This is a genomic window from Bacillus sp. ABA4_010, assembly GCF_056159105.1.
Genome location: NZ_JBSWUN010000003.1, coordinates 2,579,553 through 2,593,218 on the forward strand (window position 1 = coordinate 2,579,553; position 13,666 = coordinate 2,593,218).

12 protein-coding genes and 1 riboswitch are annotated in these 13,666 nt (G+C 40.8%); all 12 genes read right to left on the bottom strand.

Annotated elements, in window-relative coordinates:
* Nucleotides 1–19 precede the first annotated feature (19 nt).
* The 12 genes from ACXAEO_RS14010 to ACXAEO_RS14065 all read right to left on the bottom strand — a co-directional run bounded on the left by ACXAEO_RS14010 (nt 20) and on the right by ACXAEO_RS14065 (nt 13,595).
* Nucleotides 20–856 carry a sulfurtransferase gene (locus ACXAEO_RS14010; protein ID WP_474882058.1) on the bottom strand — a complete coding sequence of 279 codons (837 nt, stop codon included), beginning with the start codon at nt 854–856 and terminating at the stop codon, nt 20–22.
* A gap of 70 nt (nt 857–926) precedes the next feature.
* Entirely contained in the window at nt 927–1,184 is a 258-nt protein-coding gene (locus ACXAEO_RS14015) for a YpbS family protein (protein ID WP_474882061.1), read from the bottom strand.
* Nucleotides 1,181–2,044 carry a nucleotidyltransferase domain-containing protein gene (locus ACXAEO_RS14020; protein WP_474882064.1) on the bottom strand — a complete coding sequence of 288 codons (864 nt, stop codon included), beginning with the start codon at nt 2,042–2,044 and terminating at the stop codon, nt 1,181–1,183. Before ACXAEO_RS14020 ends, ACXAEO_RS14015 begins: the two co-directional genes overlap by 4 nt.
* A 9-nt stretch (nt 2,045–2,053) precedes the next feature.
* The gene (locus ACXAEO_RS14025; RefSeq protein ID WP_474882066.1) at nt 2,054–5,683 is read right to left on the bottom strand and encodes a dynamin family protein; all 3,630 of its coding nucleotides are present in this window, start codon (nt 5,681–5,683) and stop codon (nt 2,054–2,056) included.
* Between the two features lie 160 nt (nt 5,684–5,843).
* Entirely contained in the window at nt 5,844–6,341 is a 498-nt protein-coding gene (locus ACXAEO_RS14030) for a P-loop nucleotide/nucleoside kinase family protein (RefSeq protein ID WP_474882069.1), read from the bottom strand.
* A gap of 329 nt (nt 6,342–6,670) precedes the next feature.
* Nucleotides 6,671–7,240, bottom strand: a complete 570-nt coding sequence (locus tag ACXAEO_RS14035) for an isoprenylcysteine carboxyl methyltransferase family protein (RefSeq protein ID WP_474882071.1) — start codon at nt 7,238–7,240, stop codon at nt 6,671–6,673.
* Nucleotides 7,241–7,244: 4 nt separating this feature from the next.
* Entirely contained in the window at nt 7,245–8,333 is a 1,089-nt protein-coding gene (locus ACXAEO_RS14040) for a type III polyketide synthase (protein ID WP_474882073.1), read from the bottom strand.
* A gap of 224 nt (nt 8,334–8,557) precedes the next feature.
* Nucleotides 8,558–9,100 carry an N-acetyltransferase family protein gene (locus ACXAEO_RS14045; RefSeq protein WP_474882076.1) on the bottom strand — a complete coding sequence of 181 codons (543 nt, stop codon included), beginning with the start codon at nt 9,098–9,100 and terminating at the stop codon, nt 8,558–8,560.
* A gap of 274 nt (nt 9,101–9,374) precedes the next feature.
* A complete protein-coding gene (locus ACXAEO_RS14050; protein WP_474882079.1) occupies nt 9,375–10,682 on the bottom strand; it encodes a nucleobase:cation symporter-2 family protein in 1,308 nt (435 codons plus the stop codon).
* A complete protein-coding gene (locus ACXAEO_RS14055) occupies nt 10,679–11,281 on the bottom strand; it encodes a xanthine phosphoribosyltransferase (RefSeq protein ID WP_474882080.1) in 603 nt (200 codons plus the stop codon). Before ACXAEO_RS14055 ends, ACXAEO_RS14050 begins: the two co-directional genes overlap by 4 nt.
* 188 nt (nt 11,282–11,469) lie before the next feature.
* A riboswitch (purine riboswitch) is annotated at nt 11,470–11,571 on the bottom strand.
* Nucleotides 11,572–11,701: 130 nt separating this feature from the next.
* A complete protein-coding gene (locus tag ACXAEO_RS14060; RefSeq protein ID WP_474882083.1) occupies nt 11,702–13,162 on the bottom strand; it encodes a DUF11 domain-containing protein in 1,461 nt (486 codons plus the stop codon).
* A gap of 70 nt (nt 13,163–13,232) precedes the next feature.
* Nucleotides 13,233–13,595, bottom strand: a complete 363-nt coding sequence (locus tag ACXAEO_RS14065; RefSeq protein ID WP_474882085.1) for an S-Ena type endospore appendage — start codon at nt 13,593–13,595, stop codon at nt 13,233–13,235.
* Between the last annotated feature and the right edge of the window lie 71 nt (nt 13,596–13,666).

Genomic DNA, 13,666 nt, shown 5'->3' on the forward strand with positions numbered 1-13,666 from the left:
TAGCCTTCTTTATCCTGCATTAGCGTGCAGGATAAATTGGATTTTCTTCATACGAAATCCAGTCGCTCCAACTTCCTGCATACAGTTTCACTTTGGGAAATCCAAGTTCTAATAACGTTAAAACGTTTGGACAAGCGGTAACACCTGAGCCGCAATAAACGATAATGGTTTCATCACGTTTCGCTTCTGCAAACCTTTTTTCAAGGCTTTCTTTCGCCTTCCATCGCCCGCTTTCATCCATGCTTTCACGCCAAAATTTATTGACAGCACTAGGAATATGGCCGGCTACCGTGTCGATTGGTTCTTCTAAACCGGCAAAACGGCGTTCTTCTCGGGAATCAATGAGTAACCCCGAGCGGTCTGCAATCTGCTGCCTTACTTCTTCCATTGATGCGAGCATGTCCGACTGTACAGACGGTTGATAAGATTGACGAGAAACTGGTGTGTGTTCTGAAGAAAGAGGATAAGCACTCTTTTTCCAATTTGGGAAGCCTCCATTTAACACAAATACGTTCTGATGACCAACGTATTTCATCATCCACCAAAAACGGGAAGCCATCGCCCCTGCTTGACTATCATAGGCGACAACCGTTGTGTCATTGGAAATGCCAAGACTCTCAATAAAATCAACAAAATCGGACAGATTTGGAAGGGGATGTCTCCCCCCATGTTTGCCAACTTCTCCAGATAAATGGCGTTCAAGGTCGGCATAGACTGCGCCGCGGATATGCTCCTCTTTATATTCAGCATAGCCTTTTTCCTTTTCTCCAAGGTAAAAACGGCAGTCCACAATTCGAACTTTCTCATCATCCAAATGATCTTGCAGCCATTCTGCTTCTACAATATGTTGCAGCATCTCCATCCCCCTTGTGCTTTTGTTTCCCTCTTATGAACGGGCAGGTCCCCCTCACCAATCGACGTTTCCTTTATTTTACGCGTTCCACATATTCTTGCACCATCTCAGGTGTCACGATTTTTCTTGTCGGAACAATTCCTTGTCGGGCCATTTCATTAATTTGTTTTGTCACTTCATTAATTTTATCAACCGTAAAAGCTTTACCTGCTTTACAAAGAGAAACCGCTTCTTCAATATAAGACTCCCTCATCATGTCCAGCTCCGCAAAAGCTTTTACCCGTTGATGTTGTCTGTTCGAATGCTGACTAATTTCTTTATGTACACTCATGTTCCTAATTCCTCCTTATGTAATGAAAGTATCCATTTGTTGAGCAGTTCTTCGTTTACTTTTCCTTCGCTTAGCTTTTGAAGCTGTTGTTGTAAAATGGGCAGCTGCGCCTCGGCAAATTTCATGATGTCAAGACAGACATCGCTTTCTACTCTTCCACCGTTTTGTTTAGCCTTTTGGAGCAAAAGAGTATGCGCACCGATTCCTTCTGGGAGCACGCTTTCGTTTACTAAATCGTGAAACGAAAGCGGCGGTAGTTTTTGGCCAACTATACATTGTAACGATAAATACGCGCGCATCACATGCAAACAAATTTTCATATCACTTGTATGAACAGGCTGAGAAATTTTTCGTTTTAAATTGGCCTTCATCAGTTGCCAATAATGAAAGCCAAGGCTTTTAAAGCCGTATTGCACCTGTATATATGACCTTAATCGCTCAGCAAAATTGGCGTCCTCTTTATAGACGACGGGTGAATGCAGCCACTCATATAAAGAAGGATTCGATTTTACGAACAAACGGAGCGCCTTATAAAGATCCCATCCTTGTATATCTATTTGCGGCAGTGACGTATCATTCATAACCTCTATAGGAGGCTGAAGCTTTAAATATTCCTCTGCCTTATACTTAAAGATAAACCTTACATCAAAATCGCTCTGTTCTGTATAAAGCCCATATGCACGGCTTCCCGCTTCACAAGCATATAAAATCTCGATGTGGTGCACACGCTCAAGCTTGTGTAAATACCGTTGAATTTCTTGCTCCATCTTTGTCATTCCTTTGCTGTCAACATGACCGCCGGTTCCTCCCGTTTTTGGAAGCAATAGAGCGAAAAGAAGCTTTCGTTTTCGAGCGCGCATCCTTTCTGCTTACAAAATTTGCTGTAACGCTTGCTTCGCCTTTTGAAGCTGATCTGTGCTAATTGGATGCGTAATCGCTCGCTCGAGCCCTTTATATGTTTGATCAATATCTCTCAATAAATGCTGTTGATATTGCGTCACCATATCATTAAACGAAGCAGTGTAAGCAGCAGTTAACTTCTCCTTCTGAACAGTGATGTAGTGATCAATGAGCGGTGACAGCTTTTCTTTCAACTGCTCTCCCATTTTCTCTTTTTCGTTTTTCTCAAAAAAGCTTTTACTGTTTTTATACAAAGATAGCGGCTTTTTAAATGGTTCTGCATCCGTTCCTTCAAAAGGAGAAGCAAAGGTCAGCTCTGGCAATGGCGCCTTCCCTTTCGCGCTCCATTGTAGGGAAGCATCAATTTTCTCCACCTCTTGCATAAATGCTTCATGAAGCTCTTTTCCTAAACGCTTCATAAAAGTTTCTACGCGAAGAGAAGTTGCTCTCATTTCTTGAGCGGCATCAAAACCGAACGACTGGAGAAGTTCCTCTAAACAAGCTTGCAACTGTTCCTTCATTCGCCCTTTATCGTCCCTTAAATTGGCGGGACTGAACGCTTCACGGAAAAAGTCGGCATACCGAAGCATCACCCGCTGCTTTACGTAATAAAGTAATTCATCGATTTCATGACGGAGACGCTGTCTCTCTTGTTCGGCACTCAGCTGATCGACCGCCTGTTGCATCTGCTCTTTTGAAATGATAATCCGGTTTAAGCGGGATTGTTTTTCAGCTTCTCCCTGTGTCTGCCACTTCAGCAATTCATCAATCATATGAAACGCTCTACCGATTTCTTCATAAGCAGACGTTGTAACAACCTCTGTTAATTCAGTTGAAATGAACCGATCAAACGCTTCTTCAAAAGGCACAAAACCCGCCGCTTGTTTATCTGTCAAGGCGAGCAAACTCGACAGCGGAAAAAGACGAGGAAAACGAATCCCGTATTGTTCCAACTGTTGTCCTACATATTTTACAACGATATTTAGTTCTTCATCCGATGAAGCTAAATCAGCGGCATTAATGAGGAAAAACATTTTATCAAGCGTAAATAAATCTTTTACACGTCCAAGCTGAATTAAAAATTCACGGTCCGCTTTAGAAAAGGCATGGTTATAATACGTAACGAACAAAATTGCGTCGGCATTTTTAATATACTCGAAGGCGACATCTGTATGCCTCGCATTGATGGAATCGGCTCCTGGTGTATCCACTAACGTAATGCCTTTTCTTGTGAGCTCACAATCATAATAAAGCTCAATGAACTGAACAAAACAAGCCTTTTCTTCTTTTGCTACATACTCATGAAATTCTTCAACTGTCGCTGTTACAGCTGTCCCGAGATGTGCCGACACTTTGTCATAGCCCTTCTTAACAGCCTGCAAGAAGGATAGATGTAGCTTATGACGCACATCCATTTCATCATCATAACGCAATTGGGCAATAACCTTTAATGCTTCTTCCAAGCTATCTACTCGATGCGAGAACAACTTTAACGATGATTGTAAATCGGCGACTAACTGTTCTTCTGATTTTAAATAGACGCTAGCCGTACGATGTGGATGTTCCACAGTTGGCGGCATAATTTTGTTAATCGTTGCTGTCGTCGGATTCGGTGAGACAGGCAAAAGTTTTTCACCGATGAGCGCATTGGCAAAGGATGATTTTCCTGCACTAAAAGCTCCAAACAAAGCCACCGTAAATTGATGATGTTCAAGCTTCTCGGCTTTTTCCTCCAAGTTCGCCACAATGCTTTGGAGCGACTCGAAAGGCGATACTGCGTTGATGGTGCTGCGAACATCTTGAAGGGCTTCAGGAATTTTTTTCCCGCCATCACGCTCGATTCCAACCATGGTTTTTGACTCGTTAAACGTCGGTACAGTTTCCACCATTTTTGTCCCAAGCTCTTCGCCTTGCTTAATAATCAGCGGCTCATTTGCAAGTTCCTTCAACTGCTTCTTTATTGGCTCATTCACTTGCAAATCACGACCATTTAAAATCGCCTGTAGCACTTTTTCTGTTTCTTTTCCTCGTTTTTGGATGCGAACAAGTTCGCTCAATTCTGCTTCATATTGGCTGTAATGAGCTAATTTTTCCTTCAGTGCTTCTGTCTTCCCTTCTGAGATGTTGCGCTTGGCGAACAGAAGACGAGCGAGTATACCATGCAGCTGTCGCTCAGCCCTTTTTTTAATATCATTCACCGTATCATCTGCAAATGTCAAAATATACTCACCCGTCACCGCAGCACCGCTTTTTACTAAAGCACGAAGTTCATTTTCTTCTATGGTGATAGCAAATTCACTAGCTTCTTGAAGAATGCTATTATCTTCAAGGTGGTGCTCCTTGCAAAACTGCTGCAAAAACTGCTGTAGGTGCCAGTTCAATTGTGATGTTACTTTTTCCTGCAAATCCTCTTGAAAACGGGTGAGTCGCTCTTGACGTTCTTGTTCTGTTTTCTTTTTTGAGAATAAAAATCCAACTTTAAAATCGTTCTGACAGCTCTCAATAAACAGTTTTGCCTTCTCGCGAGTTTCATAAGGCATCAAATTGGCATTTTGCAAAATATCTTTCGTTCCTGACCAAAATGCTTTTTCCATCTGATGTTCTTCTTGCTCCATTGTTGCTGTTTCATGCTCAAGCGCCGAAACAGATTCCATCATTTCTTCTCTTTCTTCCGGTGATAAATCTTTTAGCTCATTCGCGTAGGCCGCCATATCTTCTTCTTGTTTTCGTTCTACCCATTGCAAATGTTGACCAAGTAAACGATTCATCCCTTGTAAAAGGTGAATCTCCATGTACTGCTCTTTTTCTTGTACATAGGAAGCAAGCAACTTCTTCACTTTATCAAGCTCGTTATATGTATAATCTCGGTTCTTTAACGTCGTATAAAAAATATCATCCGGCTCTACTTGCCAATTAGCAAAGGACTGCCTTACAGACGCTTTAAACTGTGGAAAGGTCAATTCTTGATCTTGATGTTTGTCAATTTGGTTAATAATTAAGTATACTTTTTTTCCCTGTTGCTTCAGCTCTTTCGTAAACTGAAAATTCAGTTCTGACTGCACATGATTGTAGTCCATCACATAAAAAATGACATCAGCCAAATGAAGCGCCGATTCTGTTGCCAAACGGTGAGCGTCGTCTGTTGAGTCGATACCTGGCGTATCCATGACCGTAAGACCTAGCGGAAGCTGCTCTGTTTTGACAGACAAGTGGATGGATTCAATTTCATCTCCATCAATGGCAAACGCCTTAATTTGTTCATAGTCGTAAGGCGCTAAATATCGAATTGGCTCTCCTTTTTTGAAATGCACGGTTGCATGCTCTTCTCCTGCTCTGACCGATACAAGATTTGCACTCGTCGGAATCGGACTAGAAGGCAATAAATGATACCCTACGAGTTCATTAATCATGCTGGATTTTCCAGCTGAAAAATGCCCACAAAAGGCGATAATAAATTGCTGCTCCTCCCATTTTTTATAAAGCTCAACAACCTTTTTCGCATTTTCTGTATGTTGCGTCTTCATAAACTCGCCATATAATGCGGCTAGCTTTTTTTCGGTCTCTGGTGAATGGCCTCGCTGTTTCACATTCAACATCATTGATACCCCTTTTGTCTTTCATTTAATGTCGCTTTTAAAGTGCCGTTCCCCTGTTTGTTCTCTAATAAGCGAACACTCATGCATACATTTTACTTGATTTTCCGTTCATTTCCTATGCTAAATGTTTGAATTCTTTCATTTTTTCTTCTATAACACCTTGTTACTCTTTGCCATTCACCTCTAAAACATTTAAACCCTCCGATGCTTCTGGCGCTTCAAAAAATTTAGTCACATACATAAACACCGCTTCTGTGTCAAAAGCTGCTCTCTCAGGTAGTTCGTTACGTCTTTGTGCAATTTGACGCAAGCATTGCTCGTTCGTTAGATTTAGAAAAATTAGTTGATGACTTGCATCGACCTCTGACGCCATATCCAAAAACCACTTTCGCAGTTTTTGAGTGTTAGCTGGAAAATCCATCACTACATTTGTACCAACACTTAATATATTTTGGACATGGTTTTTCACTAACGGCTTGAGTTGATTTGAGAACTTTAGATAGTCTTCAAATGATGTGATTTGATTAGGATAAAGTGATGAAAGCCATTCATCCTCTGACAACAGTACAGCCTGTTTCTCTATTGCCAGTTGTTTTGATTTAGTGGATTTTCCTGCCCCCATTTTCCCGCAAAAAAAGTAAAGTGTTCCTAATTTCTTCATATTTTTAACACCTCATGTATTTCTTTATAAACTCAATAACCCTTGTCATAATCATAAAAAAAGCAAGCGGATTTTTATATCAATTCGCTTGCCAAAACATTTGTGATTTTTACTTTTTAACTTCTGAATCAACCGCTTTTTTGTTTACCTTAGATTCAGTTAAGCTTTTTGAGCGTTATGTAACCCTTTTAATACATACTTTCCTACCGCTGCATAAACAGCAACTGTTCCGATCACGAATAAGCTTACCATGTTTTTCACCCCGTTATCATTTGTGAAAGTGATAATCTTTATCATTTGTTTCATCTTATCATGAAAGATAATCATTTTCAATGAGAATTTTTATCATGTTTTAACGGGACAAATCGACCATGCCACTCTGTCGCTTCCTTATAATTGGTGAATGTAGATAACGCTTTCTCTTCTACACGAATGCGCACGGCTAAAATGCCGATATTTAACAAACTAAACAGAATCATCGTCACATATGCTTGAAACAAAAGCGGAATGACTAAAAATTCTAAGACAACAATAACATAATTCGGGTGCTTTAAAAACTTATACGGTCCTTTCAGCACAACGTCAGCTTTTGGAAGTACGAGAATTTTTGTGTTCCAAAACTTTCCTAACGACATCATGACCCATAAACGACCGAGCTGCGTTACCCCAAATAAAACAGCCAACAACCACCAAACCGAAGACAATTGCTTGTCCATCCACCTCACTTCTGTTATAAGCGAGACAAAAAACAAGGAATGAAGCAACACAAGCCATCTATAGTGGGATTGACCGATTTCTACTGCTCCTTGATTTCTCATCCATTTTTCATTTCGCTTAGCGACGACCAGTTCGAAAAGTCGCTGAAGTACAATAAGCGTTAGTACAATGTAAAACAACATATCGTTACCCCCATTTCACAAGCAACAGTTCCGAACTAAAACCAGGTCCTAATGCTGTAATTAATCCATATTCACCCTTGTTTCCACCTTTTTTCATAAACTCATGTAGCACATACAAAACCGTTGCTGACGACATATTTCCATGTTGTCTTAAGACATCAAAGGACTGCTTCGTCATGGCACTCGGAAGATTTAACGCTTCTATATAAGCGTTAAGCACCTTTTTCCCTCCCGGATGAGCAATAAAATGATTAATGTCCTGTGTCGTTAGCTCATGTTTTTGTAAAAACGTCTCTACCTGCCCGCCGCACCAATTTTGAACGATTGATGGGATATCTCGTGAAAAGATCACATAAAGTCCCTCGTTTTTAATGTCCCAGCCCATGACATCTTCTGAGTCTGGCATAAGCGCTGATTGCGTCCCCATAACGATTGGGTGTGCTTTTTGAACAGAAAAACTGTGAGCATCTACTTCATCTCCAATTACCATGGCACACGCAATTCCGTCAGCAAATAAAGACGTTCCAATTAAGTTGCTTTTACTATAATCATTCGGCTGAAACGTTAAGCTACAAAGTTCCACACATAAAACAAGAACCTTTGCTTTCGGAAATGCTAAGCAATACTCATATGCTCTAGAAAGCCCTGAGGCTCCTCCAGCACACCCTAATCCCCAAATCGGAATCCGTTTCGTATGAGGGGAAAATGGCAGGCGATTCATAATCCGTGCCTCGATACTCGGTGTGGCAAGTCCGGTCGTGGAAACGTAAAAAATTGCATCAATCTCTTCATATGCAACAGGTTCTTTGACGTATAGCTCATCTTGTAAGCAACTACTCATTGCCTGTATGCCCAACTCAACAGCTGATGCAATGAATGCCTCGTTTTTTTCTTCAAAAGAATGATACTGCTGAAACCACGCTAAATCCTTTACAAAATGCCGGTTTTCAATTTGTCCATTAGAAAAGACTGTTAAAAGCCGCTCAATATCTTTAAATTTCTCTGAAAAAAGACGGCGGGCAAATTCCAGCGCTTCCTGCTGCTTTAATTGAAAAGGCGGAATGGCTGTTCCAACCGATACAATTTTGGGCATACCCTCACCTCAATCTTGATATTATAAATAGATTTTGTAAGGAGAAGGAAATTTATACAAAAAAAAGCTTCCCCGCCAATATCGGGAAAGCCTACGTTTTAAAGGAGTAATTTGTTGTGCATCTTTATTATAACTCAAATTCCCCTTTACTTCATAAACAATATTTTCCATATTTTATATGTATTTTCGCAATCATTTGCCTAAAATGCTCAAAATATACGATTCTAATCAAAGAAAATAGCCATAAAAATTTCATCCACATACTGACCATTTAGATAGGCTTGCTCTTTCATGACGCCTTCTTCATGAAAGCCAGCTTTCTTGTAAAGCTCATAAGCAATCGGATTGGAGGCAAAAACGGTTAAACAAAGCTTATGCAACTTTTGTTCACGGCACCATTCAAGCGTATATTCCATCAGCTTTTTTCCAATTCCCATTCCTTGGGCTTTCGCAATCAGCCATGTGCGGAAAAGACCTGTATGATGCTTCATTTGCAACTCCCCACGCAGAACGCGGGCAATCCCTACAACTTCCCCGTCTACCTCCGCCACGACATACATATTTTCTTTTTTTACAATTGAACGGATAAAAGCTTTTTCTTCTTCAATTTCTCTCGGGGCTTCTTTTTGGATATATTGACCGGCTTCAATGATTTCTTGAACGGCTACCGTAATTTGCTGGGCATCTCGTTCTTCCGCAGGGCGAATGGTCACCACCTTGCCGTTTTTTGCTTCAAATGTCATCGTCTGCATCATCATCGTTGTCATGTTTGTTCCACTCCATTTCAAGTTCAATCATTGTTATGATTAGTGTTGGCGTTCTCTAAAAATTTATCCCGTTTGAACTGGGAACGCCTTACACTTCATGTTCTTAGTCAGACAGATTGTCATCTTTTATATTTGTGAAAATATACACAAAGAGACTTGAATTTATATTTTTACATAAAAGATGGGGGAGTGGCAACTATTTTAGCTAACAGATTGACCATTTCTGTTCGTCGGGCACACAAAATAGACCTAGACAAACGTCCAGGTCTATTCATTAAGAAACTTTCTGCTCCGCCAAGCGAGCTACTTTCGATACAGCATCTTTCTTCTTCACTACATTAAACACAATGTTCAGCACAATCGCTGTTATACTTCCTGCCACAATGCCGTTCGCTGTTAAAATTTGCACACTTTGCGGAAGCTGAATGAACAAGTCTGGAACAACCGTGACACCTAAGCCCATTCCAACTGAACAAGCGATGATTAAAAGGTTTTCCTGTGAAGCAAAGTCTACGTTACTTAACATTTTAATACCGTATGCGACCACCATTCCAAACATCGCAACCATCGCTCCCCCAAGCACAGAGTTTGGAATAATGGTCGTAATCGCAGCGATTTTGGGAACAAATCCAAGAATAACAAGCAAGCTGCCTGCCGCTACGACAACATTTCTCGTTTTAATGCCCGATAATTGAACAAGGCCGACGTTTTGAGAGTACGTGGTATATGGAAATGCATTGAACAGTCCGCCTAATACAATCCCTAAACCTTCTGCACGATAACCGTTCTCTAAGTCTTTTTCGGTCAGCTTTCGGTCACAAATATCTCCAAGAGCAAAGTACACACCTGTCGATTCTACTAAGCTGACAATCGCGACAAGAAGCATCGTCAAAATAGCAGTAAGGTTGAACGTCGGTACTCCAAAATAAAACAGTTCCGGCATGTGAAACCATGATGCTTCACTCACTGCCGATAAGTTCACTTTCCCCATGAATCCTGCAACGATTGTTCCTCCTGCGAGCCCTAGTAAAATCGCAACAGAACGGATAAACCCATTAAAGAATCGGAATAATAAAATAATGAATGCTAACACACCAAATGCAAGTGCAATGTTGCTTAAATCTCCAAAATCTTGACTACCTTCACCACCTGCCATATTTTTCATCGCTACCGGAATAAGGGTAATTCCAATAACGGTAACAACTGATCCTGTCACAACAGGAGGGAAAAACTTAACCAATTTCCCAAAATATTTTGCTGTCAATACGACAATTACGCCTGATGCAATAATAGCTCCGTACACGGAAGATACACCGTAAGAACTTCCAATCGCAATAATAGGTCCTACCGCTGTAAAAGTACAACCAAGTACAACAGGAAGCCCGATTCCGAAGAAACGATTTTTCGCTACTTGCAGCAAAGTCGCCACTCCGCACATTAATAAATCAATCGCTACTAAATATGTAAGTTGTTCTTGAGTTAATCCTAACGCGCCGCCTACAATTAAAGGGACGATAATAGCTCCTCCATACATGGCTAACACATGCTGAAATCCTAATGAAAGTACTTTACCTTTATTCATCTTTGCATCTCCCCTGCTACTGCTTTTTCTTTCACAAACTCCACTGTTCCACTTTCTAGTGATGCGATGCGTGCTAATGATTCTACTTGAACACCCGTATCTACTAACCGCTGGCGCCCGTCTTGGAATGACTTTTCAATAACAATGCCGACTCCTGCAACAGATGCGCCTGCTTGCTTCACAATTTCGATTAAACCTAAAGCAGCCTGACCGTTTGCCAAAAAGTCATCCAGAATAAGTATGTGATCGTCTTCAGAAAGGAATTTTTTCGCCACTGTCACTTCATTTTCTTCTTGCTTCGTGAAGGAGTACACTTTCGCCGTAATCAATCCTTCGGTCAGTGTCAATGATTTACGTTTACGGGCAAAAATCATCGGAACGTCCAGCTCTAGAGCTGTCATAATTGCTGGCGCAATACCCGAAGATTCAATTGTCAAAATTTTCGTGATGTTCTTATGACGGAAACGTTTAGCAAACTCCTTGCCAATCTCTTTCATCAGCACTGGGTCCATCTGGTGATTGATGAAAGAATCTACTTTCAACACCGCGTTCGATAAGACGATTCCTTCGGCTGCAATTTTTTCTTCTAGCTGTTTCATGTTCAATTTCCCCCACATCTTTCATTTCACTTTTAGAACCCGACCGATCTGTTCATCGATACCATCGTTCTTTTTCTCTCTACATAAAAAGCCCAAAGACATTGCTGCACCCAATATGAGTGGAGCAATGTCTTTGGGCTTCGTCGATAAGCACAAAGAAAAGAATAGAAAGGCATAAATTCCTTTACAACTCTTCACCGCTCACTCATAGTCGAACCATTTACGGCGGTTCGGTAGAAACTCTCGGGCCATATTCCCGTAATTATATGAGTGCATTTATTAAGTTAATTGGATTATAACAAGAATTGGTAAGTTTGAAAAGAGAAAATGGATATTTTCACGAACATTTTGTTTTATTTTTTTAAAAACATTCGCTTTTTAATTTTCTCACCTACCAGATTCTACTGCATAACAGTCTTTCTATCCTTCACAATAACAGAGCGTACTATGACAGGAGCGGCAAATTGTTGTAAGCACTTGATTGCTAAAAGCAGTCTTGCCACAACTAAATGTCACAAAAGCTTCATTGCGTAAAAAGCTAACACACTTAGAGACTCGCACTTGAAATTCAATTGTAACCGTCTCATCAATTTCAATATTATCAAGAGGAATTCCTTCATTCGGATTGACTCCGGGAATAGGCGTCCCATTAACCGACACACTATCTTCTACAAAAACAGCTCCGGTCGGGATGGGATCTGTAAACACTACATTATTAGCCTCCACAACGCCATCATTTCTAATAGTAATGGTATAAGTCAATACATCATCTGGACCAGCAAAGGTGCGATCCACTCGTTTTTGAACATCCAACAAGGCATCTCCCTGATCAATTTGAACGCCGAGAGCATTCGGCATGTAAGCGTCACCGGTGGATGTATAGCGAAAAGTCGCGATCATTTGATTGTTAGGAAGATAATCAGAAGCATCTACATTTGTTATGTCCCAACCTTGGCGCCCTGCCGATATGTTCGTCGCTGTAATTGGATCTTGATTGCGGTCACCAAATGTACCTGTTGTGTCCAAATTTCCATTGTCATCATTAATTTGAGAGCCAAAAAAATTAGTAGCAGGATTCCGCGGGCCAGACAAGTTCATAAGAGAGAGGGGGGTTGGACCAAATAAAGCTTGATCTCCCGAAATGTTCGCATCACCTTCTTGGGCACTAATGAGAACTCTCGTATTAACAGGACCTGTCGGTGGGGTCATAAAATTAATAATGGTCACATCAATACTAGGAACCGATATACTACTAACAATTCCCTCTGTCCCCACATATAAATACATGGCACGACTAGGGAGATTGGCGTTTCTATAAATAACTGCTAACGTCCAGCCAGCATGATTCGTATTAGCAGTAGATTGTAATATTGGATCTAGAAGACCGGGCACATTGCCGGTGATATACGTGCCCGCTCCGCTGTTTTGTACAATCGTTGTTACATCAGCCGATCGCATATAAAATCCCCTTTGGACCGGTGGGTTCCCTGCTGTAAATATTTCTTCATTGCTCGTTAATACGTCAGGAGCAATGGTATACACATTATTGTTAGGATCGATAAACGTAACGGGTGTGTCAATAGAAGTAATAATGTTCTCATCCCTCGATAAATAATTCCCGCCCCAAATTAACTCAGCATAAAGGACACTGCTTCCTGAAGGAATCATAAGCTCTGCCGCAGAGCTATTTTCACTAATATTTAAAGTTGTTCCTTGTGGGAAAGTCGGCACTTGCATTGTGGTATCAACAGTTGTAAATGCCCCGATGCTGCCGCTTGTTCCTGCTTCATTCACGTTTATTTGCTGACTAAGTCCTAATGTATTGCCTGTAAACGTCATAGCACCACACTCAATGACAGAAAAACGGTTTATTATCGGCATCGTTTCACCTTTTCATCTAAAATGATAGTCAAATAGCTTTAAAATAATTGGGTCTTTGTCCAATTTAACCTTACATGGACAATACAGCTTCAAATGTACCTGTGCAAAAATTTTCAGCATCATCAGGACCGCAAATAACTGTAATGGAGGAGAGAGAAACCGTTTGAATTATTAATGAATTTTGCGCCGTAATAGAGTATTGATTCGTTCCTGAAAGATCGGTAATCGTTACATTCATGGTACATTGTACACTTGTGTTGACAATTGAAATCAGTCCACTCGCTAATGGATAGGCAGCGAGTGATGGTGTCGTATAAATAGTCGTTTCTGTTTGCCCGTCACATGGACTTCTGAAAGGAACACACTTTTTCACAGTAAATAATGCTTTCTGCTTGCAGTTACATAAGTCAGTTCGCAAAGTATTCAATCCCATTTCACATTCTCCCTTTCCACATTATCAATATACGATTCAAAAGGTAGATATGTGATAGGTTTTACGCACAA